The organism is Micromonospora sp. NPDC049801, from assembly GCF_040656575.1.
GTDB lineage: Bacteria > Actinomycetota > Actinomycetes > Mycobacteriales > Micromonosporaceae > Micromonospora.
Genome location: NZ_JBFAMS010000001.1, coordinates 204,073 through 227,795, shown reverse-complemented (window position 1 = coordinate 227,795; position 23,723 = coordinate 204,073). Strand labels below are relative to the sequence as shown.

The following is a 23,723-nucleotide window of genomic DNA, read 5'->3' as shown; positions in this document are numbered from 1 at the left end:
CCCTAGGGACCTTCGAGGATCGGGCGGGTACCGGGGCCGTCGGTGGGCGGCTCCTGGTAGACGGTGCCCGTACGGTAGATCCGGCCCTGTTCGACGACCAGCACGTCCTCCAACTCCTCCTGGAAGCGCGCGCAGGTCGCGATCTCGGTGCGCCACACGTCGCGGGTGCTGTGCAGCACGTGGTACGGGAGCACCCGGGCCAGGGTGTCCCACATCTTGCGGTTGCCACCGGCGGCGGCGTCGTCGGCCGCCGTCCACGGCACCAGCACCGGCGCACGCGGCCCGGTCACCTCGCGGTCGTGACGCATCAGGCTCTGCCGGTAGCGCGGCAGGTCGGCGGACCAGACGTCGACCACCAGCACGACGATCTGGTTGTGCGCCAGCGCCCACTCCCGCACCGCCGCCAACTCCTCGGCGTCCTCCACCGTCCAGCCGTAACTCTTGGTGGTGGCGATGGCCCCGGCCCAGCTGCCGATGGGCACCTCCAACTCGGGCTGGTACGGACGCCAGTCCCGGGAGATCGCGCCGTACCGGTCCTCGGCTCCGGGGCGACTGCCGGCGACCTCGGCGGAGCTGCCGGCGACCAGGACGATGTGCACGTGCCGTGCGCTGGTGGCCCGCTGCACCGCCGTCGTCACGGCGGCGCCGTGGTGCGCCTGCGGCCGTGGCAGCAGGTCGAAGGCGCTCGTCACCTTGGACAGCACCGGGCGCTGCGCGGGCCGCTGGAGCTGGTGGTCCCGGGCGGTCTGCACGATGTGCTTGGCGAGCGCGTCGACGAAGTCCTCGTAGTCGTCCTCGTGCCGTTTGCGCTGCTTGAGGGTGAGCAGGCCGTCCTGCGCGTACGCGGTGCCGGTCGGGAAGTTGCGGTACTGGTAGCCGGCGACCGCCGCGGGCAGCTTGTCGCACGGGATCCACTGGACCGGCACGATCGCGGGTGGACGGACCTTGAACAGCCGCTCGTGCTCGTCGATCCGGTCGGCGAAGACCCGGAACTCCCGACCGCAGTAGTCGCTGACGACGTACCGGGGCGAGGTGAGCGCGATCAGACAGGCGCTGGTGGACAACGCATCGGACAGCGTGTCCGTCCACGTGCTGCCGAGCAGGATCTGCCCGTCGATGAAGCCCGCCTCGTCCCAGCGGACGGCGGCCAGCCCGGCCACCGCGTCACTGAGATCGCCGAAGAACTTCTGGATCTGACCGTTGCGGTTGTCCTCTTGGGCGTAGCTCAGGAAGAAAAGTGGCACGCCCGCCTCCGCTTACGGGTTCCACGACCGGTAGGCACAGTATAAGACCGTCGATGCCAGCCCACCCGAGCCGCGATCATCAGCGCGGGCGCGCGGAGAGTCGTATGCCCGACGCTTTCGGGTGGCCGACGAAGTGGCGTACGCGGAGACGACCGTGGCCGGCCCGGTCTTCGGCGGGACCGGGCCGGCCTCGGCCCTGGGTACGACCCGCGCCGGCCCGGTCAGATGAGTCGACCGGGCCGGCGCGGGCGTCCCGGTCAGGGGTAGTTCGTCAGGTACACCGTCTGGTTGGCGGCGTTCGCGGTGCCACCGGCGTTGTTGATCACCCGGTTGATGGTGCCGACGCCACCGAGCGAGACGGTGACCATGTTGGTGAAGCGCACGTTCGAGTTGACCGGCACCTCGAAGGAGTGCTCCTCGACCACGGCGGGGTTGACGTTGAAGTAGCTGTAGCTGCCCAGCCCGAACGCCTGGTGGCTGGTCACCGAGTCGGCCACCTTGTACGCGGCGTAGCCCCGGGTGGACCCGTTCATCCAGGCCGCCTGGTTCGGCACGTCGTACGGCAGTTCGTTCTGGTAGAAGTACGTCCGCCCACCGTTGCCGTTCCAGATGGTCTGGTACTTCTGGTAGTGCTCGACGAAGAGGCCGTACATGGTGACGTCGTCGCCGTTGACGGTGAGCCCGGTGTCGGCGGTGTTCAGCGTCCACCCGGTGGGCACGCCCTGGGCGGCGTGGTCGGCCCGCCACAGCCACATGTGGTCACCGATCACATTGTCGCTGTTGACGGTCAGCGTGTTGGTGGCCTTGCCGACGAGCGGACCGCCGATGCGGAAGAACACGTCGTGCAGCGAGGTCGGGTTGCCGGCGTGGCTCGCCGACGAGCCCGACGGGCCGACCTCCATCAGCACCGGCGAGTTGGTGGTGCCGGCCTCGAACATGATGCCGGCGACCTTCACGCCGTCCACGTCGGCGACGCGCATTCCGACGCTGCCGTTGTCGGCCTGGATGGTGGCCAGGCCGAGGCCGAGGATGACCGTGTCGGCCCGGTTGACCTGGATCGGCTCGGTGACGTGGTGCACGCCCGGGGTGAAGAGCAGGTGCTTGCCCTGGGCGAGGGCGGCGTTGATGGTAGCCGCGCTGGTGCCGGGCTGGACGACGAAGAACTGCGACAGCGAGATCGACGAGCCGGCCGGGGTCTTGTTGTACCAGCTCGTACCGGTGGAGTTGGTGCGCACCGCGGGCACGAAGACCCGGTACTCGCCGCTGCCCGTCACGTAGAGGAACGGCTTCTCGCGGACCTGCGGGGTCTGCGCGATGACGGTGTGCGACGGGTTGGGGAAGCTCGGCGGCGGAGCGCCGTTGACGCCCTGGAAGACCATGTTCCACACCGAGCCGGTCCAGCCGTTGCCGAACTCGCTGTTACGCGAGTACCACTGCTGCTGCGATCCGGAGACGACCAGGCCGTCGATGCGGGTGTCGGCCAGCAGGCCGCCGCTGGACCAGCCGTCGCCGCCGTTCCAGAGCTGGATCTGGTTCTGCGCGCCGCGCAGGTGCATCCGCCGGTACGGCGCGGCCTGCGACACCGCCCACCGCTCCACGCTGACTCCGGACGGCAGGGTCACCGAGAGGTTCTCCGCGGACCGCCAGAAGTTCTGGGTGGCGTTGCCGCCGAACCAGGTCGCCTCGGCCCGGACGTGACCGTTGAGGTTGACGTCGTCGGGGCTCATGCCGAGGCCGGCGACCTGGGTGAAGAAGCCGAGGTTAACGTCGGCGGTGTAGGTGCCCGGCTTGAACAGCACGGCGTAGCGCTGCGCGCCGAACTGGTTGGTCTCCTGCTGGGTGAAGATGGTGTTCAGTCGACTCTGGATCGTCGACGTCGGGGTGCTCGGGTCGAAGACGTACGTGTTCGCGCCGAGGTTGGGGTTGTACGGGTCGGTCGTGCCGACCGGGGGTTCGGTGGTGCCGCCGCCGGTCGTGTTGACCGCCACCTCCCACAGCGAGTAGCCGTAGGCGGTGCCCCGGGCGGTGCCGTACACGCGCAGGTAGCGTCCGGTGCCGGTGACGGTGAGGCTCTGCGTGCCACCGGTTGCCGTGGTGGTGGAGTAGATCGTGGTCCAGGTGGACCCGTCCGCGGAGGTCTGGAGCTGGAAGGCCCGGGCGTACGCGGCCTCCCAGGTCAACGTGACCCGGCAGATGGTGCGGGTGCTGCCCAGGTCGACGCGCAGCCACTGCGGGTCGCTGGCGGCGCTGGCCCAGCGGGTGCCGGTGTTGCCGTCGACGGCGGCCGAGGCGGGGGTGCCGGCGTTCTCGGTGGACGAGGCGGTCACCGGGCTGCCCTGCGCCACGTTGGCGCTGCCGCAGGTGGACGTGTCGCCGCCGGTCTCGCCGTAGACCTGGAACTCCCACAGCGAGTAGCCGTAGGCGGTGCCCCGGGCGGTGCCGTACATCCGCACGTACCGGCCGGCGCCGGTCACGGTGAGGTTCTGCGTGCCGCCCGCGCCGGTGGTGGTCGAGTAGATCGTCGTCCAGGTGGCGGCATCGTCGGAGGTCTGGATCTGGAAGGCGCGGCCGTAGGCGCCCTCCCAGAGCAGGTTGACCTGGCTGATGGTGGCCCGCGCGCCGAGGTCGACCTGGAGCCACTGCGGGTCGCTGAAGGCGCTGGCCCAGCGGGTGCCGGTGTTGCCGTCGACCGCGGCCGAGGCGGGGGTGCCGGCGTTCTCGGTGGACGAGGCGGTCACCGGGCGGCCCTGCGAGAGCAGGGTGGGGGCGGCCTGCGCGGGCGCCGTGGCCACCGCCGGGGTCAGGGCTGCCACCAGGGCCACCGCGACTCCGGTGAGGAGGTGCCGAACGGTCCGCCGCCGGGGACGCGGGCGTACGGATGTAGCACGAGATGTCATGACATCGCCTGTCGATAGGGCGTTACGGACGCCGTGCGGGTGGGGTCGGTCTTCGCCCGTGGTGCCGTGGGTGGTGCCGCCGATGCGACGCCGCGGGGAGAGGAGAGCGCTCTCGTAGGAGTGTTGCGGCGAGATTGCGGCGGCGTCAAGACATCGATCTATAACTTCGTTATTTATCCCGAGAATCAGATTTTGTGTAATTCCACCCCGCCCCCACCCGTCCACCCCCGTCCCGCCGGCCCGAGCTGACTCCCGTTGATCAAGAGGTTGGCGTCAGAAACCGCGCCCGGGATGACGCGAACCTCTTGATCAACGGGCGAAGGGGGTCAGGTGGGAGGGACGCCGCCGGCGGTGAGGAAGCGGGCTATCGGGAGGGTGGCCGCGCCGAGGGCCACCGCGTCGACGCCGAGGCGGCACAGTTCGATGGACGCCTGCTCGTACGGCTGGCGCAGCGCCTGCCGGCCGGCGGCCTCGCGCACGGCCGGCAGCAGGTCGCCCAGCGCCATCGCCGCCCACCCGCCGAGGACCACCCGCTCCGGGTTGAACAGGTTGATCAGGTTGGCCACCCCCGCGCCCAGGTAGCCGGCGGTGTCGTCCAGCACCCGGCGGGCGGTGGCCGAGCTGTCGGCGGCGGCGACCAGCGCGGCGAGCTGGGACTCCTCGTCCTCGCCGGGAACGGCGCGTCCCCGACGGGCCTCCCGGTAACGGTCGATGATCGCCTCCGCGCCCACGTACGCCTCGAGGCAGCCGCGTGCGCCGCACCGGCAGGTCCGGCCGCCGTACACCAGGGTGGTGTGCCCCCACTCCCCCGCGCTGCTGGACGCGCCCCGATAGGTAGCGCCGTTGGTCACCACGGCGGCGCCCACGCCCGACCCGACCAGCGCGAAGACGGCGTGCCGGGCCCCACGCCCGGCGCCGAACCACATTTCGGCCTGCCCGAGGGTCTTCGCGCCGTTGTCGATGTGCAGCGGCAGGTCGGTGCCGGCGCCGATGAGGCGTTCCAGCGGCACCCGGTCCCAGCCGAGGGCCTGGGCGTGCACGACGGCCTCGTCGCCCTGCTCGACCACGCCGGAGACGCCGATGCCGACGCCGAGCACGTCGGCGGTGGCCACGCCGGCCCGGCCGGTCACCACCTCGATGCCGGCCAGCACGTGCCCGGCCACCAGGTCCGGCTCGGTACGCGCCGGGTCGAGCGGATACTCGACGCTGGCGAGCAGCGTCATCGCGAAGTCGAACAGCTCGACCCGGACCCGGGTCTCGCCGACGTCCACGCCGATCACGAAGGCGTACCGGGCGGCGACCCGCAGCAGCATGCTGGGTCGGCCGCCGTCGGACTCGGCGGCCCCGGCCTCGACGACGATGCCCTCGTCGATCAGGTCGGCCACCACGTTGCTCACCGCCGGCTGGCTCAGCCCGGTGCTGCGCACCAGGTCCTGCCGGGTGAGCGGGGCATCGAGGAAGAGCTTCGTCAGCAGAGCGGACCGGTTGCGCAGCCGGACGCTCCGGTTGGTGGCACGCGCCAGCTCCACTCGTCACCTCGTTCCCGTCGGCCGTAGGTGGCGACTGTAACCGCACCGTGCTTGACGACCCACCGGCCAACCACTTTAATGACGACATTCATTAAGCCGTGATGTAACTCCCGGGAAACGCCGAAGGACCTCCGACGGCGCGTCCGGAGAAACCCCGTCCGCAGCCGACCGCCGTCGCCTCACCCCTATCGACGACGACGGTCGGCGGACCCCCACCACGCACCGGAAGGGCTGACCGTGTCGAGACGACACCTCGGGATATTCGCTGCCGCCGTACTGGCCGCCGCATCGCTGACCGCCTGCGGCGGCTCCGGCGACGACTCCGCCTCCTCGCCCAAGACCCTCACCTATTGGGCCAGCAACCAGGGCGCCAGCCTGGAGGCCGACAAGACCACCCTCCAGCCCGAGCTGGACAAGTTCGAGAAGCAGACCGGCATCAAGGTCAACGTCGAGGTGGTCCCCTGGTCGGACCTGCTCAACCGGCTGCTCGCCGCCGCCACCTCGGGCAAGGGCCCGGACGTGGTGAACATCGGCAACACCTGGTCGGCGTCGCTGCAGGCCACCGGCGCGCTCGTCGAGTTCGACGACGCCGCGCTGCAGGCCGTCGGCGGCAAGGACCGGATCGTGCCCGCCGCGCTCGCCGCCGCCGGCGCGCCCGGCAAGCCGCCGGCCGCCGTCCCGCTCTACTCCATGGCGTACAGCCTGTACTACAACAAGAAGATGTTCGCCGACGCGGGCATCACCGCCCCGCCGACTACCTGGGAGCAGGTCGTCGAGTACGGCAAGAAGCTCAGCACCGGTGGCAAGTGGGGCCTCGCGATCGAGGGCGCCAACCCGTCGGAGAACGCCCACCACGCGTTCACCTTCAGCCAGCAGTACGGCGGCGAGTGGTTCGACTCGGCCGGCAAGCCGACCTTCGACACCCCGCAGAACGTCTCGGCCATCAAGCGCTACATCGACTTCATGGCCGCTGACAAGATCACCAACCCGAGCAACGCCGAGTACGCGCAGAACCAGTCGGTCTCGGACTTCGCCAACGGCAAGGCCGCCATGCTGCTGTGGCAGTCCGCCGGTTCGAACCTCAAGACGCAGAACATGGCCGCCGACGCGTACGGCGTGGCCCCGGTGCCGTTCCTGGCCAACCCGCCGGCCGGCGGCAAGAAGGTCAACAGCATGGTGGCCGGCATCAACATGGCCGTCTTCAAGCACACCAAGAACAAGGACGGCGCGCTGAGCTTCGTCAAGTTCATGACCAGCGACGAGGAGCAGACGATCCTCAACAAGACGTACGGCTCGCTGCCGGCCGTGAAGACCGCCGGCGCCGACCCGGCGTTCAGCGCTCCGGAGCAGAAGAGCATCCAGGAGACCCTGGTCACCACCGCGGCCCCGCTGCCGCAGGTGCCCGAGGAGAGCACCTTCGAGACCCTGGTCGGCACCGCGATGAAGGAGTTGTTCGCCGACGCGGCGAGCGGCAAGCCGGTCACCGAGGCATCGGTGAAGGCGAAGCTGACCGACGCGCAGCAGAAGATGCGCTGACCCACGCAGCGCCGGTGGCCGTGGTCGGGCTCGTCGCCTGACCACGGCCACCGCCTCCGAGAGGACCCCGATGGCAACCAGCACCACCGCGCCGGACGCCGACCGGCGCGCACCCCGGGCCGGGTCACCCGCCCGGGGGGCCGCCCGCCGGCCGCGCGGCCCCCGCCGTTCCCCCCTGCCGTACCTGCTGCTCGCGCCGGCCATCGTGCTGGAACTCGCCATCCACGTGATCCCCATGGTGGTCGGGGTCTGGATGAGCATGCTGGAGCTGACCCAGTTCCACATCCGCGACTGGTCCACCGCACCCTTCGTCGGCCTGGAGAACTACCGGGCCACCCTCGATTTCAACAGCGCCGCCGGCAAGGAACTGCTGCACTCGTTCTGGGTGACGCTGGCCTACAGCGTGCTCTCGGTCGGCTTCGCCTGGCTGCTCGGCATCGCGGCGGCCGTCGTGCTGCAGAAGCCGTTCCGTGGGCGGGCCATCCTGCGGGCGCTGTTCCTCACCCCGTACGCGCTGCCGGTCTACGCCGCCGTGATCACCTGGAGCTTCCTGCTGCAGCGCGACACCGGCCTGGTCAACCACGTGCTCGTCGACCAACTCGGGCTGCTGAACGAACGGCCGTTCTGGCTGATCGGCGACAACAGCTTCTGGTCGCTGCTGGTGGTGTCGGTCTGGCGCAACTGGCCGTTCGCCTTCCTCTGCCTGATGGCCGGTCTGCAGAACGTGCCTGGCGAGCTGTACGAGGCCGCCGCGATCGACGGCGCGGGGTTCTGGCGTCGGCTGCGCTCGGTCACCCTGCCCATGCTGCGGCCGGTGAACCTGGTGCTGCTGCTGGTGCTGTTCCTGTGGACGTTCAACGACTTCAACACGCCGTTCGTGCTCTTCGGCGGCTCCGCGCCCGCGCAGGCCGACCTGATCTCCATCCACATCTACCGCAGCTCCTTCAAGACCTGGGACTTCGGGTCGGGCTCGGCGATGTCGGTCGCGCTGCTGCTGTTCCTGCTGGTCGTCTCGGCCGCGTACCTGCTGATCACCAACCGCCGGAGGGACGATCATGCGTGAGACCGCCGGTGAGCGCTGGGGCCGGCGCATCGTGCTGACCCTGCTCACCCTCTTCGTCGTCATCCCGCTCTACGTGATGGTGACCTCCGCGGCGAAGCCGCTGCGGGACGTGCAGAACGGGTTCACCTGGTGGCCCAGCCGGCCCACCCTGCAACCGTTCGTCGACATGTGGAGCACCGTGCCGCTGGCGCGCTACCTGGTGAACAGCCTCGTGGTGTCGAGTCTCGCGGCGGTCTGCTCGGTCGCGATCGCCATCTTCGCCGCGTTCGCGGTCAGCCGGTACCGGTTCCGGGGCCGGGGCGTCTTCACCGTGACGGTGCTGTCCACGCAGATGTTCCCCGGCATCCTGTTCCTGCTGCCGCTGTTCCTCATCTACGTCAACCTGGGCAACGCCACCGGTATCGAGCTGTACGCCAGCCGGACCGGCCTGGTCATCACGTACCTGACCTTCTCGCTGCCGTTCTCGATCTGGATGCTGGTCGGCTACTTCGACTCGATCCCGCGCGGGCTGGACGAGGCGGCGCAGGTCGACGGGGCCGGGCCGTTGCGCACGCTGTTCCAGGTCATCCTGCCGGCCGCCGTGCCCGGCGTGGTCGCGGTGACCGTGTACGCGTTCATGACCGCCTGGGGTGAGGTGCTGTTCGCCTCGGTGATGACCGACGAGGGCAGCCGCACCCTGGCCGTCGGCCTGCAGGGCTACTCGACCCAGTTCAACGTCTACTGGAACCAGATCATGGCCGCGTCGCTGGTGGTCAGCATCCCGGTCGTCGCCGGGTTCCTGGCCCTGCAGCGGTACTTCGTCGCCGGCCTCACCGCCGGCGCCGTCAAGTGATCCACCCGAACCCAGAGGAGAGCCTTCCCGTGCCGGACCTGTCCAAGCTGCCACCCGACTTTCTCTGGGGCGTCGCCACGGCGGCGTACCAGATCGAGGGGGCCGTCGATGTCGACGGCCGGGAGCCGTCCATCTGGGACACCTTCTCGGCGACCCCGGGCAACGTCGACAACGGCGACACCGGGGCGGTGGCCTGCGACCACTACCACCGGTGGCCGGAGGACGTCGGGCTGCTGCGGCAGCTCGGCGTGGACGCGTACCGGTTCTCGGTGGCCTGGCCCCGGGTGATGCCCGCGGGTGTGGGCCGGGTCAACCCCGCCGGGCTGGACTTCTACGACCGGCTCGTCGACACGCTGCTCGCCGACGGGATCCGGCCGTTCGTCACGCTCTACCACTGGGATCTGCCGCAGGCCCTGCAGGACGCCGGCGGTTGGCCGGAGCGCGCCACGGCCGAGGCGTTCGCCGACTACGCGGCGGTTGTGGCCTCTCGCCTGGGCGACCGGGTGGCCGACTGGTGCACGGTCAACGAGCCGCTCTGCGTGTGCTGGATCGGGCATCTGGACGGGAACATGGCCCCCGGCGAGCGGGACCTGACCCGCGCGGTGCGCGCCTCGCACCACGTGCTGCTCGGGCACGGCCTCGCCACCCAGGCGATCCGGGCGAACGCCGCCCGGCCCGCCTCGGTGGGCCTGGTCGTCAACCTCAGCCCGATCGAGCCGGCGACCGACCGGCCCGAGGACGTCGCGGCGGCGCGGCGGGCGGACGGGCACGTCAACCGCTGGTGGCTGGACCCGATCCACGGGCGGGGCTACCCCGCCGACATGGTCGAGACGTACGGGGTCGAGCCGCCGGTACGCGGTGACGACCTCGCGGTGATCGCGACGCCCACCGACTTCCTCGGGGTGAACTACTACTTCCGGCAGTTGGTGGTCGACGACCCGACCGGCCCGGCGCCGTACGCGAAGCAGGTGCCCGTCCCCGGCTCGGTGGAGACCGCGATGGGCTGGGAGATGTACCCGGCAGGGCTGGAGCGGCTGCTCGTCGACGTGCACGAGCAGTACGGACCGGCCCGGATCATCGTCACCGAGAGCGGCTCGGCGTGGCACGACGAGATCACCCCCGACGGCACGGTCGAGGACAAGGAGCGCACCGACCACCTGGAGCAGCACCTGGCGGCGTGCGCGTCGGCGGTGGCCCGGGGCGTGCCGCTGGACGGCTACTTCGTGTGGTCGCTGCTGGACAACTTCGAGTGGGCGTACGGCTACGACAAGCGCTTCGGGCTGGTGCACGTCGACTACGCCACCCAGCGGCGGACGGTGAAGGCGAGCGGTCTGCGCTACGCGGAGTTGATCCGCGCGCATCGGAATCTTGCCCGGGCCACTCCGGTGGCCTGAGACGGGGGCGGGCGGACGGCCGCCCGGGTGGCGCTGCGGCGCGTACCCGGGCGGCCGTCGCCGTTCGCGGGGCGGACGCCCCACGGCGAAGCGCTCTTCGCGTTATTCGCCCGCATTTGTACCCGGGATGGCTAATCTGGGGCGGTGTCCGCAGCAGCAGAGAGACAGACGGTCGTCGACGCGCAGCACGCGTCCCGGGTGGGGTTCGACGTCAACGGCGCCCCACGCGAGGTGACGCTGGACAATCGCACCACCCTGCTCGACACGCTGCGCGAGCATCTCGGCCTCACCGGGGCCAAGAAGGGCTGCGACCACGGCCAGTGCGGCTCCTGCACGGTGCTGCTCGACGGTCGCCGGGTGAAGAGTTGCCTGCTGCTCGCGGTCACCCTGGACGGCCGCTCGGTGGTCACCGTGGAGGGGTTGGCCGACGGGGAGGAACTGTCGCCGTTGCAGGCGGCCTTCATCGCGCACGACGCCTTCCAGTGCGGCTACTGCACCCCCGGGCAGCTCTGCTCGGCGCGCGGGATGCTCGACGAGGTCGAACGGGGCTGGCCCAGCGCGGTCACCGAGGACCTCGCCGCCGCGCCCGACCTCACCGACGCCGAGATCCGCGAGCGGATGGCCGGCAACCTGTGCCGCTGCGCCGCGTACCCGCACATCGTGACGGCCGTCCGCGAGACGGCGGCGGCGCGATGAGGCCGTTCCGCTACCACCGGCCCACCGACGTGGCCGACGCCGTCGCCGTGCTGGCCGCCGAGCCGCAGGCGGCGTACCTCGCCGGCGGCACCAACCTGGTGGACCTCATGAAACTCGGGGTACAGCGCCCCGACGTGCTGGTGGACGTGAACCGGCTGCCCCTGGACACCGTCGAGGAACTGCCCGACGGCGGACTGCGGATCGGCGCGACGGTGCGCAACAGCGACCTGGCCGCGCACCCGGCGGTCCGCCGCGACTACCCGGTGCTGACCCGCGCCCTGCTCGCCGCCGCCTCCGGGCAACTGCGCAACATGGCCACCACGGGCGGCAACCTGTTGCAGCGCACCCGTTGCCCGTACTTCCAGGACACCGGCAAGGCGTGCAACAAGCGCGAGCCGGGCAGCGGATGCGCCGCCCTGCACGGCGAGAACCGCGACCTCGCGGTGCTGGACTGGTCCGAGCAGTGCGTGGCCACCCACCCGTCGGACCTGGCCGTCGCCCTCGCCGCGCTGGACGCCGTGGTGGAGGTGCACGACACCGACGGTGTCCGGGACGTCCCCATGGTCGACCTGCACCGCTCGCCCGGCGCCCATCCGGAACGGGAGACCACCCTGGCCCGGGGCGCGCTGATCACGGCCGTACGGCTGCCGGCGCTGCCGGCCGCGCGCCACTCGACGTACCTCAAGGCACGAGACCGGGCGTCGTTCGCCTTCGCGGCCGGCTCGGTGGCCGCGGTGCTGGACCTCGACGGCGGCGTCGTCCGCGACGTGCGGCTGGCCTACGGGGCGTTGGCCCACCGGCCGTGGCGCGCGTACCGGGCCGAGCAGGAGCTGCGCGGCCAGCCGTTCAGCCCGGAACTGGCGGCGCGGGCCGCCGACGCGGAGCTGGCCGAGGCCCGCCCGCTGAGCGACAACGGCTTCAAGCTGCCGCTGACCCGGTCCATCACCGTACGGGTGCTCAGCGAACTGGCGGCGTCGTGAGCACCGGGGCGATCGGTCAGGCGCACCCCCGGCTGGAGGGCCGGGAGAAGGTCACCGGCGCGGCGCGGTACGCGGTGGAGTACCCGGTCGACGGCGTAGCCTACGGCTGGGTGGTGCCCGCGACGGTGGTGCGCGGTCGGATCACCCGGATCGACACCACCGAGGCGCTGGCCTCGCCCGGCGTGCTGGCCGTCGTGCATCACGGCAACGCGCCGCGGCTGGCGACCATGGTGGAGCCGGACCTGTGGCTGCTTCAGGACCCGGCCGTGCACTACCGGGGGCAGTACGTCGCGGTGGTGGTGGCCTTGAGCCTGGAGGCGGCCCGCGAGGGCGCCCGGCTGGTGCGCGTCGAGTACGACACGGGCCCGCACAGCACGGTGCTCACCGACGACCACCCCGGTCTGTACAAGCCGGATGAGGTCAATCCCCACTACCCGACCGACACGGCCGAGGGGGACTTCGACGCGGGGTACGCGGCCGCGCCGGTCCGGGTGGACGCCACCTACCGGACCCCGGCCTACCACAACAACCCGATGGAGCCGCACGCCACCACGGCGCAGTGGACCGGCGGGCGGCTGCTCGTGCACGACTCCAACCAGGGCGCGTCATCGGTGCGGGCCACCCTCAGCGAGCTGTTCGACCTGCCCCGCGAGTCGGTCCGGGTGATCGCCGAGCACGTCGGCGGAGGCTTCGGCAGCAAGGGGTACGCCAAGGCCGCCGTGGTGTTGACCGCCCTGGCCGCCCGCCACGTGGACCGGCCGGTGAAACTGGCGCTGACCCGCCAGCAGATCTTCGGGCCGATCGGCTACCGCACGCCCACCATCCAGCGGGTCCGCCTCGCCGCCGACACGGATGGGCGACTGACCGCGATCAGCCACGACGCGATCAGCCAGACCTCGATGATCCGCGAGTTCGCCGAGCAGACCGCCGTCTACACGCGCAGCATGTACGCCGCGCCGCACCGCCGTACGACACATCGACTGACCCGCCTCGACGTGCCCACCCCGTTCTGGATGCGGGCGCCGGGCGAGTGCCCCGGCGCGTACGCCCTGGAGTCGGCGATGGACGAGCTGGCCGTGGCCGTCGGCATCGACCCGGTGGAGCTGCGCGTCCGCAACGACCCCGAGGTCGACCCCGACCAGGGGAAACCGTTCACCAGTCGGAATCTGGTGGCCTGCCTGCGCGAGGGCGCGCGGCGGTTCGGCTGGGCCGACCGGAATCCGACGCCCCGGTCCCGGCGCGAGGGACGCTTCCTGGTCGGCTCCGGCATGGCCGGCTCGGCCTACCCGACCCGGTCCCGCCCTTCCTCGGCGCGGGTCACCGCCCGTCCGGACGGCGGTTTCCTGGTCCAGATCAACGCCACCGACATCGGCACCGGGGCGCGTACGGCGCTCTGGCTGGTCGCCGCCGACGCCCTGGGGGTGCCACCCGAACGGATCGAGATCAGGATCGGTGACAGCGACCTGCCCACGGCCCCGCTGGCCGGTGGCTCGATGGGCACCTCCAGTTGGAGCTGGGCGGTGATCCGGGCCTGCGCGGCGCTGCGGGCCAAGCTGCCCGACGGCACACCGCCGGACGCCGAGGTGAGCGCCGAGGCGGACACCACCGACGAGATCGGCGAACAGGCCGCACTCCCCCGGTACGCCTACGGGGCGCAGTTCGTCGAGGTCCGGGTGGACACCACCACCGGCGAGATCCGGCTCAACCGGATGCTCGGCGTGTTCGCGGCCGGCCGGATCGTCAACCCGACGACGGCCCGCAGCCAACTCATCGGGGGCATGACGATGGGCCTGTCGATGGCGCTGCACGAGGGGGGCCTGCTCGACGAGCGGTACGGCGACTGGGTCAACCACGACCTGGCCACCTACCACATCACGGCCTGCCCGGACGTGGAGTCCATCGAGGCGTACTGGGTGGACGAGCACGACGACGAGCTGAACCTCGCCGGGGTGAAGGGCATCGGGGAGATCGGCATCGTGGGCGCGGCGGCGGCGGTCGCCAACGCGGTGTACCACGCCACCGGGGTGCGCATTCGTGACCTGCCGATCCAACTCGACAAACTCGTCGGAGTATCAGAGCTGGCTTAAATAAGTCAGGAGTGATACAACTGTCGCCGTGCACGCCTTCGACGTGCTGGGCGATCCGGTCCGGCGCCGCATCCTGGAACTGCTCGCCGACGGCGAGCAGAGCGCCGGCGCGGTGAACGCGGTCATCCGCGACGAGTTCGGCATCTCCCAGCCCGCCGTGTCCCAGCACCTCAAGGTGTTGCGGGACAACGGCTTCGCCACCGTGCGTCCGGACGGCGCCCGGCGGCTCTACGCGGTCGACCCGCGCCCGTTGCGCGAGGTGGACGGCTGGCTGGAGCACTTCCGCCGCTTCTGGGCGCCACCCCTGGCGGCGCTCGCCACCGAGCTGGCCCGGGGCCGACGCGAGCGGCGCCTACGCGGGCCCGCCGACCCACCCGACGAGAGGAACACCTGATGTTCGACGCCACCGAGCAGATCAACGCCGTCCAGCGACAGGTCGGCAGCCGCACGCTGGCCGCCGGCGAGGCCCGGGTGACCACGATCAGCCAGACCTACCAGGCGACGGCCGAGGACCTGTGGGACGCCTGCACCAACGCCGAGCGCATCCCCCGCTGGTTCCTGCCGATCAGCGGCGACCTGCGGCTGCACGGCACGTACCAGCTCGAGGGCAACGCGCACGGCACCGTCGAGACCTGCGAGCCCCCGCACCGCTTCACCGCCACCTGGGAGATGGGCGGCGAGGTGAGCTGGATCGAGGTGCGGGTCACGCCGGTGGGCGACGATCAGGCCCGCCTGGACCTGGACCACATCGCGCACGTCGACCAGGACCGGTGGGCCCAGTTCGGACCGGGGGCCGTCGGCGTCGGCTGGGACCTGGGCCTGCTCGGCCTCGCCACGTACCTCTCCGGCGGCGTCGGCGTGCGACCCGAGGACAGCGCCGAGTGGGTCGCCTCCGCCCAGGGTCGACGGGCCATGGAGCTGAGCAGCCACCTGTGGGGCGAGGCAAGCATCGCCGCCGGCACCGACCCCGACGAGGCCAAGGCCGCCGCCGAACGCACCACCGCCTTCTACACCGGCACGCCAATCGAATGAGCGCGGCCGGCGGGTAACGTGCTGCGGCATGACCGGTACGCCGTACTCGCACTGCTCCTACTGCGGCGCCGCCTACCCCGCGGCGGCCGGCTGGCCGCGGGTCTGCGCGGCCTGCGGCGAGACCGTCTGGCGCAACCCTTTGCCCGTCGCGGTGGCGGTGCTCCCGGTCCGCACGGCCGAGGGCCTCGGCGTGGTGGTCGTCCGCCGGGCCATCGAGCCGGCCCGCGGGCTGCTCGCGCTGCCCGGCGGTTTCATCGAGTACGGCGAGGAGTGGTCCGACGCGCTGGTGCGTGAGCTGTGGGAGGAGACCGGGCTGGTCGCGGACGCCGCCGACGCCCGGCTCCTCGCCGTACGGGGCGCACCACAGGGCGGCACCATGATGATCTTCGGGATGCTGCCGGAGCGGGACGCCGAGGATCTGCCGCCGTCGCGGCCCACCGAGGAGGCGACCGAGTGGTTGGTCCTCACCGACCCGGTCCAGTTGGCGTTCTCCACCCACACCCGCGTCCTGGCCGACGTCCTCACCAACCAGGCCTGACCACGACCCCCGGGCCCGGCCCCCGCCGCGATGATCCACTCGGGTTCGGTGATGTGGGGCCGTCCTCCGCGGCGAGACGCCCCGGGTTCCTTGAACCCGAGTGGATCAAGCCCGAGCCGAGGCTCACCCCGACCCCCGCCGCGCCGCGGCTCCCACAGAACCGCCAGCCCAGCCCACCCACCCCGCCGGCCGGCCGGCCGGCGATCTTGCACTTTATGCGGCGACATCGGGCGCATCCCCACCGAATTCGACAACCGAAAGTGCAAGATCGCGGGGGCGACGGGCGGGGCAGGGGCGACGGGCGGGGCGGGGGCGGCGGGCGGCGGGCGGCGGGCGGGGATCAGGGGCGGTGGGCTTCGCCGGTGTGGGCGCGGTAGCCGCTGGCCTGTAGCTCGAACAGCTCGCGGTAGAGGCCCCCGGCCGCCATCAGCTCGTCGTGGTTGCCCTGCTGTACGAGACGGCCCTGATCCATGACGAAGATCCGGTCGGCGTGCCGGACGTTGGCCAGCCGGTGGGTGATCAGGACGACCGCCCGGTCGGGCCGGCGACGCAGGTGCTGGAACAGGGCGTGTTCGGCGCGGGCGTCCAGAGCCGCCGACGGCTCGTCGCAGATCAGCAGGGCGGCGTCCCGGTAGAGGCCACGCGCGGCGACCAGCCGCTGCCACTGTCCGCCGGACAGCTCGTGGCCGTTCTTGAACTCCCGGTCGAGCAGGGTGTCGTAGCCGTGCGGCAGGCCCTCGATCATGTCGTGGGCGGCGGCCGCGTCGGCCGCCTCCCGCACGGTGGGGCCGGGCCGCTCGGGCGTACGGTCGTGCCGGCCCACCCTGATGTTCTGACCGGCCGTGAACGGGAACTTCCAGTACTCCTGCGTCATCACCGCGACCTGTGCGCCGAGCGCGCGCGGATCCAGCTCGGCGGCGTCGACGCCGTCCCAGCGGATCGTCCCGCCGGTCGGCTGGTAGAGACCGGCGATCAGCTTGGCGAGGGTGGTCTTGCCGGAGCCGTTCTCACCGACCAGCGCGATCACCTCGCCGCGCCGGATCGTCAGACTGACCCGGTCGACCGCAGGGGCGTCGGTGTCGGGGTAACGCAGGCTCACCTCGTGCAGGTCGATCGCCTCGACGCCGTCGGCCGTCCGGCTGCCGCCGACGGGCACCCGGCCCTGCGCCCGGGTGAGGAAGTCCCGGTAGTCCTGGTAGTAGAGGGCGTCCTCGTACAGCGAGTTGGTGGCGACGACCGCGACGCCCAGGCTGGTCCGGGCGGACTGGAGGGCGAGCAGGGCGGTGGCCGCGGCGGCGAGGGCGACCATGCCGGCGAGCAGCAGGCCACCGAGCACCGCGTACACGCCGAAGGTGGCCAGGCCCGCCACGGTGGCGCCGGCGACACGGGTGCCGGTCTGCGAGCGGACCAGCCGCAGTTGGGCGCGGGTCTCGACGGCCATCACACCCCGGTACTCGGCGAGCAGGAACTCGCGCATCTGATAGGCGCGCACCTCGGCGGCGGTGTGCCGGTTGGCCATCAGGTGGGCGAGCATCCACATCCGCCGCCGTCGGGTGATCCGGGCGAGCATCGCCAGGTACTCCCGGCGGGCCATCCGCACGGCCGTGATCGCCTGGGGCACCGCAGCGAGCAGCAGGCACGGCAGCAGCAGCGGCTGGATGACGGTCACCGCGACGGCGGTGGCGAGCATCCCGACGACGCCGGTGACCAGGTTGACGGTGTGGTCGACGATCCACGCCGCCTCGCCCATTCCCCGGTCGCGGACGCGGTCCATCTCCTCGGCGAACCCGGCGTCGTCGAACGCGGCCAGGTCCACCGCCGTGGTGGCCTCGAACAGCCGCAGCTCCACCTGGTAGTTGATCTGTGGGGTGAGCCGGGCCTGGGCCCAACCGGCGGCGATCGTCAGGCCGCCGCGCGCCGAGATCGCCGTCGCGGCCACGATCAGCGCCGGCAGGGCGGCGCGCACCCGGTCCGGGGTGGGCCCGGCGGCGAAGAGTTCCCGCAGTACGCCGGTCGTGGCGAGCAGGCCGAAGGTGGTCATCACCCCGGCGGCGACGTTCAGGCCGATGGAGGCGACCGTGTCCGTGCGGTTGGTGGCCCAGGCCAGGGCTACCGCCTCACGGACCAGCCTCGGCAGCCGGCGGGCCACCGCCCAGAAGCTGGTGTGCGCGAAGGTGTGCGCGTGGTGCATCCAGACGGCGTCCTCCAGCTCCGGCAGCACGGAGCTGTCGTCGGGGGGATCGATCGGCTGGTCATCGTGGGTCGCGGTACGCGGGCGGGCCATCGAGTCCACGGAAGCTCCTCGGGGGGCGGGAAGCACGGACGCCGCCCGAGACTACTGCCCGCAACCGCTCGATGTCTCTAGGTAGTCGGCGTGTCAGGGCAACGCGGCCACGTCCTCGGTGATCGGCAGCAGGACCCGGAAGGTGGTGTGCCCCGGCTCGGTCTCCACCCGGATGTCGCCGTGGTGCTTGTTGACCACGATCCGGTACGAGATGTCCAGTCCCAGTCCGGTGCCCGCCCCGACCGGCTTCGTGGTGAAGAACGGCTCGAAGATGCGCGGGCGCACCTCCGGCGGGATACCGGGACCGGTGTCGGTGATCTCCACCGCCAACAGGTCGCCGACCCGTCCGGTGCGGACGGTCAGCACGCCCTTCTCCCCCATCGCGCCCAGCGCGTTGTCGACGAGGTTGGTCCACACCTGGTTCAGCTCCGCCGCGTACGCCGGGATCGGCGGCAGGCTCCGGTCGTACTCGCGGACGAGTTTGACCTCCGCCGGGATCTTGCCCTTGAACATGACGAGCGTCGCGTCCAGCAGATCGTGCACGTCCACGACCCGGTGCGGCGCGCGATCGAGCTGGGAGTACTGCTTGGCCGCGCCCACCAGACCCGAGATCCGGGTCACCGCGTCGCCGATCTCGCGCATCAACAGTTCGGTGTCGACCGTGTACGACAGCCACCGCACCGCGGCCTCCAGGTCCGCCGGCCCGACGGCCGCCTTCACCTGGGCGAGCCACGCCGCGTCCAGGCCCCCGGCGACCAGGATCGGCGCCAGGTCCCACGCGCCACCCACACCGTGGTCCTCCAGCCAGTCGGTGAGGATGTCCTCGGCGTCGGCGGTGGCGACCGGGGTCAGCTTCGGCGCGGTCGCCACCCGGGCCACCGCCTCCTCCTGCAACGCGACCAGCCCGTGCAGCGCCCGCCCGTCGAGCCGCCCGTCGGCGATCATCGCGAGCTTGTGCCGCATCCCCGCGACCCGGTCCCGCAACACCGACGTGGCCCGCACCGCCGCGGCGGCCGGATTGTTCAGCTCGTGGGTCAGCCCCGCCGAGAGCGAGCCGAGCGCCAGCAGCCGCTCCCGCTCGCCCACGATGGTCTGGCTGTCCCGCATGCCGAAGAACAGCCCCTCCAACAGGTGCATCGGCATCGGGAACCAGGACCGCAGGGCGTGCGCGAAGTCCTCCGCCGGCAGCACGAAGAAGTCGGCGTCGACGAGCGCGCGCAGGCTGTTGCGGTACGTCTGCTCGACCTGGTCGCCCAGGTACGCCTGGGTGGCCCCGCCGTACACGCCGCGCTGGTCGGTGCGGCTGACCTCGACGTCGTCGCCACGGACCTGCCGGCTCAGCGCCACCGCACCGCGCAGCAGCACGAAGAAGCAGGTGGCGGCCTCGCCCTCGCCGTACACGAGGGTGCCGCCGGCGCGCTGCTCCACGCGGCCGTGCTCGCTCAGCCAGTCGAGCTGCGCGTCGTCGAGGGCCTCGAACAGGAACAGCTCACGTAGCTGTGCCGGGGTCAGCCGATCGGACTGGCTGGTCATTGGGCCTCCAGGTAGCGGTGCACGAGCGACACGGCCATCGCGCCCTCGCCGACTGCCGAGGCGACCCGCTTGACCGACTCGGCGCGGACGTCACCGGCGGCGAAGACCCCCGGCAGGCTGGTCTCCAGGTGGTACGGGTCGCGGGACAACGACCAGCCGGCCGGGCGTCGCCCACCGGCCAGCAGATCCGGGCCGGTGACGATGAAGCCCCGACCGTCCCGCACGAGCACGCCGTCCAGCCAGTCGGTGCGGGGTTCGGCGCCGATGAAGATGAACAACCAGGAGGTGTCGACCGTGCGACTCTCCCCGGTGCGGGTGTCGCAGAGGGTGAGCCGTTCCAGGTGGTCGTCGCCGGCCGCGCCGACCACGGCGGTGTGCGGGTGCACGGTGATCCGGTCGATGCGCGCCAACTGGTCGATGAGGTAGCTCGACATCGAGGCCGTCAGGTCCGCGCCGCGGATCAGCAGGTGGACGCGCGCGGCGTACCGGGAGAAGTGCACCGCCGCCTGGCCGGCCGAGTTGGCCCCGCCCACGATGTAGACGTCCTGGTCGACGCAGCTCGGCGCCTCGGTGGCGGCCGCGCCGTAGAACACCCCCCGACCGGTGAAGTCGGCCAGCCCGGGAGCGTCGAGCACCCGGTACGACACGCCGGTCGCCAACACCACCGTGTGCGCGGCGATCTCGCTGCCGTCGCCGAAGCGCAGCAGCCGCGCGCCGCCGGCCTCGCTCAGGCCGACCACCTCGCGGGCGCTGAGCAGCTCCGCGCCGAACTTCACCGCCTGCCGGCGGGCCCGGTCGGTCAACTGCGCGCCGGAGACGCCGTCCGGGAAGCCCAGGTAGTTCTCGATCCGGCTGCTCTGCCCGGCCTGCCCGCCGGTCGCCCGCCGCTCGACGAGCACGGTCCGCAGCCCCTCGGACGCGCCGTACACGGCCGAGCCCAGGCCCGCCGGGCCGCCGCCGATCACCACGAGGTCGTAGAAGTCGGACGCGGGCACCACGGTCAGCCCGGCCAACGCGGCCAGCTCGGCCTCGCTGGGGGCCACCAGCGCCTTGCCCTCGGCGGTCACCACCAGGGGTACGTCCGCCTCGGTGGCCCCGGCCGCGTCGAGCAGCCGGGCGCCCTCCGGGTCGTCCGAGAGCAACCAGCGGTACGGCACGAGGTTGCGGGCCAGGAAGTCACGGATCTTGAACGACGGCGCCGACCAGCGGTGCCCGACCACGCGGATCTCGGCGCTCGTGGCGTCCGGGGTCACCGACCAGGCCTCCAGGAGCCCGTCGACGACCGGGTACAGCTTCTCCTCCGGCGGGTGCCACGGCTTGAGCAGGTAGTGATCCAGGTCCACCACGTTGATCGCCTCGATCGCGGCGTCGGTGTCCGCGTACGCGGTGAGCAGCACCCGGCGGGCCGCCGGGAAGATGTCCATGGCGGCCTCGAGGAACTCGACGCCGGTCATCTCCGGCATCCGGTGGTCGGCCAGCAGCAGCGCCACCTGCTCGCCGCGTAACTTGACCTCCCGCAGCGCGTCCAACGCCTCCGGTCCGGAGGCGGCGCGCAGCACCCGGTAGCGGTCGCCGTAGCGGCGCCGGATGTCCCGGGCCACCGCCCGGGACACCGCGGGATCGTCGTCGACGGTCAGGATCACCGGGTTTGCCATGGCGCCAATAGAACCACCTCGCCGGGCCGCTCCGCACCACCGGTGGGCAGCGCCGCGAGGCGTGATCCGGCGCGGGGCGGGTAAGCGGCACCGCCGCGGGCGGCCGGCGCCGCGTCCCGCCGGCTGTCACACACCTCGGGGGGCCCATGGCGGATGCGTCGCCGACCGGACCGGAGACGGGTCGGATCGTGGAGCTGCGGGTGCACGGCGTCTCGGGGGCGGGCGCTGACCGGGTGCTCAACCGGCCGTTCGTGCACCAGGTGGCCGGCGACCGCAGCGGCGGGTTCTACCGCCCCCGTCCGGGCTACCCGGACTCGACCGGCACGGACGGGGTGACGCTGGAGGCGTACCGCTGGAACGACCTGCCCTCCGGCACGGCCGTACGGACGCTGTCGCTGGTGTTCCTGTTGCCGTTCATGCTCTGCAACGTGGCGCTCTGGATGCGCCCCGCCAACGATTCGGCGAAGCACGCCCTCGTCGCGTTGGGTCGGGTGCTCGCACTCACCCTCACGATGCTCTACGTGCTCACCATCGTCGGGGTGGCGGTGGACCTCGTCGCCTGGCGGTGCATGGGCACGCCGAGCTGCCTGGACGGACGCAACTGGCTGTCCTGGCTCGGCGGGCGTTCGCCCGGCGTACGCCTGGGCGTGCTGGCCCTGGTGCCGGTCGCCGCCATCGGGATCGTGTGGCGGCTGTCCGCTCGGCCGAGCCACTCGTTCGACGCCTTCCGCACCAGGGCGGTCCAGGAGACGTCCGTGTCGCAGTTGAGCGCGGTCGGCCAGTGGGACGGGACGCCGGTGGTGGGACGGCTGCGCTCCGTGCACGTCGCGGCCGCGTTCGCCACGCTGGACGGCAGCCTGCTGGCCGCCTGGGACAGCGAGAACTCCTCGTGGGTGCGGGTGGCGCTGGCGGTGGCTACGGGCGTCATGCTGCTCGCCTGCCTGGTCCTGCTGACCCAGGTGAGTGGCATGGACCGAACCAGCTTCGTGCCCGGGCTGGAGAGCGTCACGCGCGGGCTCCGTACGATCGCCTGCGGCCTGACGATCCTGGTGATCGCGTACACCCTGGCCAGTGGCGAGCCCTGGCCGCACAGCGAGATGCTGCCCGGGTACAGCGCCACCGTGGCCTGGTTGTTCGTCAGCCAGACCTTCCTGCTGGTCATCCTCGCGGCGACGGCGCTCTGGGCGCGCGGCGGCGGACGGCGTGCCGACGGACAACGGCTCCCGCGGCTGCGCGCGCTGGGCGCGCCGGTCTTCGTCACGGTCGCCGCCGGACTCGCGGTCGCGTTCTCCGCCGAGTTGGTCTACCGCGTGGCGGACGTGTTGGACCGCGACGGGCGGCACGTCAGCCGGTTCGCGTTCGGCCCGCCGCTGGCGTACAAATGGGCGATCTTCGGGTTTTTCCTGGCGGTGGCCGCGGCGGTGCTGGTGGGCGTGCTGGTCACGGTCGCGACCCGCGCCAGCCGGTGGCGGGCCGCGCGGGCGATCGTGGCCGCCGACTACCCGGACGCGCCGCCGGAGGCGGCGACGCGGCTGCGACGGGTCGAGCAGGCGGTCGCCCGGGCCCGGTTCACCGAACGCGTGGAACCCCTCGCCGTGGTCTACGCCGCATTCGCCGCGATTGGGCTGGCCACCAGCCTGCTCGGCCTGTTGCAGCTCTATCCCGGCGACCTGTTCCAGGCGTACCTCGGTGTGCCCGACAGCTTCGTCAACTTTTTCATCGGGGCGGGCAACTACGCGATCGCCGCGATCCTGATCGGGCTCGTGATCGGTGGGTTCTTCGCCTACCGGACGGCCGGGTTCCGCCGGTACGTGGGCGTCCTGTGGGACCTGGGCACCTTCTGGCCCCGGGGAGCGCATCCCTTCGCGCCACCCTGTTACGCGGAGCGGGCGGTGCCCGAGTTGGCCAAGCGGATCACCTACCTCGTGGACCAGGGCGAGGGCGTCCTGCTGGCGGGGCACAGTCACGGATCGGTGCTGCTCACGGCCACGCTGCTGCAACTGCCACGGCGGGTCACCGACCGGGTCGCCCTGCTGACCTACGGGTCACCGCTGAGTCGGCTGTACTCGCGGCTGTTCCCCGCCTACGTCAACCCGGGGTCGCTCCGGGACATCGGCGAGCGCATCGGCTGGCGCTGGGTCAACCTGTGGCGCGACACCGACCCGATCGGTGGGTGGATCTTCGCCCCGCACCGGTGCGGGGACACCGGGCCGTCGACCGGGCCGGAGGCGGCGGTGGACCGCCGGTTGACCGACCCGCAGGGGCTCGTGCCCCCGCCCAGCGACAGCGTGCCGCCACCCATCCTCGCTCACCTGCCGTGCGAGTCGCAGGAGGAGTTCGGGCAGGCGGTACGGGACCTGACCGCGCGGCTGCGTGCCGAGCGCCGGACGGGAGACTGAGGCGGCGGCCGGATATCGTCGCCG

The 23,723-nt window shown here is 71.9% G+C and carries 17 protein-coding genes; 11 read left to right on the top strand and 6 right to left on the bottom strand.

The features are described 5' to 3' along the window. Window positions 1-2 precede the first annotated feature (2 nt). From AB0I89_RS01035 to AB0I89_RS01025, 3 genes are all read right to left on the bottom strand, one after another. Window positions 3-1,244: a TIR-like protein FxsC gene (locus tag AB0I89_RS01035; protein WP_357118102.1), complete on the bottom strand. Its 1,242-nt coding sequence runs from the start codon at window positions 1,242-1,244 to the stop codon at window positions 3-5. A 257-nt stretch (window positions 1,245-1,501) separates the two neighbouring features. Beyond that, window positions 1,502-4,141, bottom strand: a complete 2,640-nt coding sequence (locus tag AB0I89_RS01030; RefSeq protein WP_357118099.1) for a discoidin domain-containing protein — start codon at window positions 4,139-4,141, stop codon at window positions 1,502-1,504. A 326-nt stretch (window positions 4,142-4,467) separates the two neighbouring features. Beyond that, a complete protein-coding gene (locus AB0I89_RS01025; RefSeq protein ID WP_357118096.1) occupies window positions 4,468-5,670 on the bottom strand; it encodes an ROK family transcriptional regulator in 1,203 nt (400 codons plus the stop codon). 237 nt (window positions 5,671-5,907) lie between these two features. Between AB0I89_RS01025 and AB0I89_RS01020 the strand changes: the two genes are divergently transcribed. From AB0I89_RS01020 to AB0I89_RS00975, 10 genes are all read left to right on the top strand, one after another. Next, window positions 5,908-7,206, top strand: coding sequence for a sugar ABC transporter substrate-binding protein (locus AB0I89_RS01020; RefSeq protein WP_357118093.1), 1,299 nt, complete (start codon window positions 5,908-5,910; stop codon window positions 7,204-7,206). Between the two features lie 70 nt (window positions 7,207-7,276). Further along, a complete protein-coding gene (locus AB0I89_RS01015) occupies window positions 7,277-8,269 on the top strand; it encodes a sugar ABC transporter permease (RefSeq protein WP_357118090.1) in 993 nt (330 codons plus the stop codon). Continuing rightward, the gene (locus AB0I89_RS01010) at window positions 8,262-9,101 is read left to right on the top strand and encodes a carbohydrate ABC transporter permease (RefSeq protein ID WP_357118087.1); all 840 of its coding nucleotides are present in this window, start codon (window positions 8,262-8,264) and stop codon (window positions 9,099-9,101) included. The genes AB0I89_RS01015 and AB0I89_RS01010 overlap by 8 nt, the downstream gene beginning before the upstream one ends. 29 nt (window positions 9,102-9,130) lie before the next feature. Further along, window positions 9,131-10,495 (top strand): GH1 family beta-glucosidase, encoded by a 1,365-nt coding sequence (locus AB0I89_RS01005; protein ID WP_357118084.1) that lies wholly within the window; start codon window positions 9,131-9,133, stop codon window positions 10,493-10,495. A gap of 198 nt (window positions 10,496-10,693) precedes the next feature. Next, a complete protein-coding gene (locus AB0I89_RS01000) occupies window positions 10,694-11,191 on the top strand; it encodes a 2Fe-2S iron-sulfur cluster-binding protein (RefSeq protein WP_357119408.1) in 498 nt (165 codons plus the stop codon). Next, window positions 11,188-12,171, top strand: coding sequence for a xanthine dehydrogenase family protein subunit M (locus AB0I89_RS00995; RefSeq protein WP_357118080.1), 984 nt, complete (start codon window positions 11,188-11,190; stop codon window positions 12,169-12,171). The genes AB0I89_RS01000 and AB0I89_RS00995 overlap by 4 nt, the downstream gene beginning before the upstream one ends. Continuing rightward, window positions 12,168-14,258: a xanthine dehydrogenase family protein molybdopterin-binding subunit gene (locus tag AB0I89_RS00990; protein WP_357118077.1), complete on the top strand. Its 2,091-nt coding sequence runs from the start codon at window positions 12,168-12,170 to the stop codon at window positions 14,256-14,258. Before AB0I89_RS00995 ends, AB0I89_RS00990 begins: the two co-directional genes overlap by 4 nt. Window positions 14,259-14,286: 28 nt before the next feature. Then, window positions 14,287-14,652, top strand: a complete 366-nt coding sequence (locus AB0I89_RS00985) for a metalloregulator ArsR/SmtB family transcription factor (protein WP_357118074.1) — start codon at window positions 14,287-14,289, stop codon at window positions 14,650-14,652. Next, entirely contained in the window at window positions 14,652-15,290 is a 639-nt protein-coding gene (locus AB0I89_RS00980) for an SRPBCC family protein (protein ID WP_357118071.1), read from the top strand. The genes AB0I89_RS00985 and AB0I89_RS00980 overlap by 1 nt, the downstream gene beginning before the upstream one ends. A 28-nt stretch (window positions 15,291-15,318) precedes the next feature. After that, window positions 15,319-15,828 (top strand): NUDIX domain-containing protein, encoded by a 510-nt coding sequence (locus AB0I89_RS00975; protein WP_357118068.1) that lies wholly within the window; start codon window positions 15,319-15,321, stop codon window positions 15,826-15,828. A 340-nt stretch (window positions 15,829-16,168) separates the two neighbouring features. Here the strand turns inward: AB0I89_RS00975 and AB0I89_RS00970 are convergent, their stop codons facing one another. The 3 genes from AB0I89_RS00970 to AB0I89_RS00960 all read right to left on the bottom strand — a co-directional run bounded on the left by AB0I89_RS00970 (window position 16,169) and on the right by AB0I89_RS00960 (window position 21,300). Further along, entirely contained in the window at window positions 16,169-18,112 is a 1,944-nt protein-coding gene (locus tag AB0I89_RS00970) for an ABC transporter ATP-binding protein (RefSeq protein ID WP_357119405.1), read from the bottom strand. 93 nt (window positions 18,113-18,205) lie between these two features. Further along, window positions 18,206-19,645 (bottom strand): ATP-binding protein, encoded by a 1,440-nt coding sequence (locus AB0I89_RS00965; protein WP_357118065.1) that lies wholly within the window; start codon window positions 19,643-19,645, stop codon window positions 18,206-18,208. After that, window positions 19,642-21,300, bottom strand: a complete 1,659-nt coding sequence (locus AB0I89_RS00960) for an FAD-dependent oxidoreductase (protein WP_357118062.1) — start codon at window positions 21,298-21,300, stop codon at window positions 19,642-19,644. Before AB0I89_RS00960 ends, AB0I89_RS00965 begins: the two co-directional genes overlap by 4 nt. Before the next feature lie 146 nt (window positions 21,301-21,446). Here AB0I89_RS00960 and AB0I89_RS00955 point away from each other — a divergent pair, with 146 nt between their 5' ends. After that, window positions 21,447-23,699, top strand: coding sequence for a hypothetical protein (locus AB0I89_RS00955; protein WP_357118059.1), 2,253 nt, complete (start codon window positions 21,447-21,449; stop codon window positions 23,697-23,699). The last annotated feature ends 24 nt before the right edge of the window (window positions 23,700-23,723 follow it).